We start from the raw sequence: 3,356 nt of genomic DNA on the forward strand, positions 1-3,356 counted from the left end.
AACGCGCATAAGGCACGACAATCGGCGCAACCGGATCTTGCAGGGTTTGATAGCGCTGCACGCGCGCAGATGCGTTCCACCAGCCCGCGCCATAGTTCAGCCCACCCTCTTGCAACTGGTTGACTTGGGACGTGGCGTTCACCGCATCGGCCAAATCGCGGAAATACGCATTATCCGAGACGCTGTTTAAATCGACATAGCCGTTCAAACGGCTCGCCAGCGCCTGATTGTGCCTCAGCGCAATACGGCTGCGGCTGCGCTTGGCAATGGCGTCGCTTGGCAAAACGTCCAGATGCAATTCGCCGCCATAATTCGCTTCCAGATAGCGAAACTCATTGTTGAGCATCAAACCGCGCTTGCTCATTATGCGCGGCGCGATGGTCGCATCGCGATTCGGCGCAATATTCCAGTAATACGGCAGGGTAAACTCGCTACCGCCCTTGCTCGTGCTGCCAAAGAGCGGAGACAGAAACCCGGACTTGCGCTGGCCGCTGAGCGGAAAAGTCATCCAGGGCGAATAGAGGATCGGCACGCCCATGAATTCGACCTTGGCATGATGTGCAGTACCGATCTGCCGGTCGCGGTCGATCTCCAGCACATTCATTTTCAGCATCCAGTCCTGGTCGCCTGCAGGGCAAGTGGTGTAGGTTGCCTTATCCATGGTGTAATGCTGCTTATCCTGAATGTGCAACATATCTGCCGAACCGCGCCCATCGTTCTCTTTGATATAGTATTCCGGCCGTTCCATAGTGCCGAGATAGGTATTCAGATTGATGTTGAGATGCGGCCCGCTCATGGTGTTGCCGGATTGCTCCAGCACCACCGAGCCCAGCGCATCGAGATCCTGCGTGTCCTGAAAATACAACAGCCGATCGGCACGAATAGATTGCCCGCTTTTGCGCAATATCGCGTTGCCCGTCGCCTCGATCTGGTTTTCCTTCTTCCCCTCCAATCGATCGGCCTCAACGAAGGCAGGCGTTTCCTGCGACGGCTCTCCCTTCGCCATAGAGGTCTTGTCTATGCTCAGCGCGGGCAAATCCGCCTCCGCGCTGGCGTTGTGCGCAAAGATACAAAGCAAAGAGAAGGTGACAGGGTTAAGGCGAAACCGCATAACGCACAGCAAATAGTAAGGTGGTAAAATCGCGCAAGTTTACCATTAACAGTAAGTTGAAAAACTGCTGCGCGCGATATAACTTCGTCGCTCGAGCGAAAACAGGCAGCTCTTCCCGCCCAGAGTGTTTCGCCCCATTGAGCCAAGACAGTTGCTTTTTATATTTTCGCGCAGTAGTGTCCGGCAATTTAGTTGAATAGATTCAATTGGTTGTTATTTTGCTGTGTGGCCATTTGCATCTCCGTATTCTTAAGCAATTGATCGAGTGGCGTTTTCTCGAAAAGAGTCAGGCTCAGGGTTTGTAGAATTGTGTAAAGCGAAGCCTCGGTATTGAGCCGCTTTTTCACGATGGCGACCAAGACGTAAACCGTGATGGCGATCCATATTTGCGTCTTGACTGCGTTCTCGGTGGTGCCGTAGAACCGCTTGATCCGAAGATGCTGTTTGATCCATTTGAAGAACAGCTCGACCTGCCAGCGGCAACGATAAAGCTGAGCGATGGTCAGCGCAGGCAAGTCGAAGTTGTTGGTTAGAAATACCAGTTCCTTGTCGTGTTCGGCATCGTAGAACTTGATGCGTCGCAGGTGCTGCGGGTAATCCTTGCTGGCCTTGGGAGCGGTCAAGGCAATGGTCTGATCGCAGCGCAGTCCCGTGGACTTGTCCACGGCGCGAGAGTAGACGCGACGAAAGAGCAGATTGGATTTGCCACGGATGAGAAAGAACGCCTGTGCTTGATGCAAGTTGAACCAGCGCACGAAGTCGGTGAAGCCCCGATCCATGATGTAAAAGCTGCCGGCTTCGGGTATCAGAATGTCGAGCACATTGACCTCGTGCATCTTGCCATCGCTGATGTGGATGAAAGTTGGAATGTTGCCGCGCAGGTCCAGCAGCGTATGCATCTTGACGGCAGCTTTGGCCTGACGAAAGCACGCCCAAGGAAAGACGCTCAAGCACAGGTCGATAGTCGTTGTATCGAGTGCGTAGACTGTCTGCTCCAACTCCACCGCAAAGTTGTCGCTGGCGTAAAGTGTTCTGGCGGTCTGAATTAGGCTCAACGCGAAATCCTGATAGATATGCCAGTCGCGAGATTCGTTGGCATCGGCGAGTGTGCTCTTGGCGATATTGCCTCGTATGCCCAGATGATAGAGTTTGGCTTGGTGAGCGCGCAGACAGGTTTCGATATCGCGCAAGCTCTCGCGATAAGTCAGCTGTGCGAAGGCCATGCAGAGAAACTGATCGAGATGCGAAAAAGTCTTGGTGGGATATTTGGAAGGGTAACGCTGTACGCAACGGCGGAACGTGTGAAGAGGTAAATGCTCCATGAGTTGTGCGAACACCAATTTGCCTGAATGCATGATGAGAAACTGCGGAGGGAAAACCCCAGTTTCGCAAAGAATTCACGTTCAAATCGGTGACACCCCTAAACATGATATTTTCAATTCCTAATCAAGTTGTTATATAACCGTCCGAGCAAAATTGCCGGACACTACTGATTTTCGCGCTTCGTTCTGCCATCGCTCGCGATGTTTTTAACCACATGCACCACTCATTGAAAAGCCCGATATGCAACGCCAGCAACAACTAACCGAATGGCTGCACAGCCTGTTTCCCAACCGATCTTTCACCCTCGCCCCGGCCTCCGCCGATGCCAGTTTCCGGCGCTACTTCCGCGTCGCCTTCACGGATGGCGGCACGCTGATCGTCATGGATGCTCCGCCGCAACACGAGGATTGCCGTCCATTCCTGCACATCGGCAAATTGTTCGAGGACGCCGGAACGCATGTACCGCACGTGTTCGCACAGGATTTGCAACAGGGCTTCCTGCTGCTATCCGACCTCGGCAACACTACTTATCTGCAAGCGTTAAACGCCGATACTGCGCCCGCACTGTATGGCGCGGCGACTGACGCGCTGATCAAAATCCAGCTCGCCTCGCGCGACAACGAATTACCACCCTATGACGAAGCACTGCTGCTGCGCGAGATGCGCCTGTTCCCGGAGTGGTACATCGCCAAGCATCTCAATGTCACGCTCAGCGACACGCAACAAGCCAAACTGGAAACAGTCTTCGCCCGCATCGTCGCCAACAACCTGGCCCAACCGCGCGTGTATGTGCACCGCGATTACCACTCACGCAATTTGATGGTCGTCGACCCGACACGGTGGGGCGAAGCCCCCAGGTGCGGGAGGGTCGACCAGGCGGCCACTTCCGCAAACGGTTTGCTTCCCGAAGAACGTGTCGTGG

Annotated in this window: 3 protein-coding genes; 1 reads left to right on the forward strand and 2 read right to left on the reverse strand. The window is 54.2% G+C overall.

Features of this window, described 5'->3' with window-relative positions:
- Both lptD and M0R47_RS21405 read right to left on the reverse strand, forming a co-directional pair.
- On the reverse strand, positions 1-1,111 hold a 1,111-nt coding region (gene lptD / locus M0R47_RS21400), incomplete at its 3' end, for an LPS assembly protein LptD (RefSeq protein ID WP_292558386.1).
- Between the two features lie 188 nt (positions 1,112-1,299).
- Positions 1,300-2,466, reverse strand: coding sequence for an IS4 family transposase (locus M0R47_RS21405; protein ID WP_292558387.1), 1,167 nt, complete (start codon positions 2,464-2,466; stop codon positions 1,300-1,302).
- A 208-nt stretch (positions 2,467-2,674) separates the two neighbouring features.
- On the opposite strand from M0R47_RS21405, the gene M0R47_RS21410 reads away from it, so the two are divergent.
- Positions 2,675-3,356 (forward strand): phosphotransferase (locus tag M0R47_RS21410; RefSeq protein ID WP_292558388.1); only part of this gene is annotated, 682 nt, incomplete at its 3' end.

Source organism: Methylobacter sp. (genome assembly GCF_023227905.1).
In the GTDB taxonomy this organism is placed as follows: domain Bacteria; phylum Pseudomonadota; class Gammaproteobacteria; order Methylococcales; family Methylomonadaceae; genus Methylobacter_A.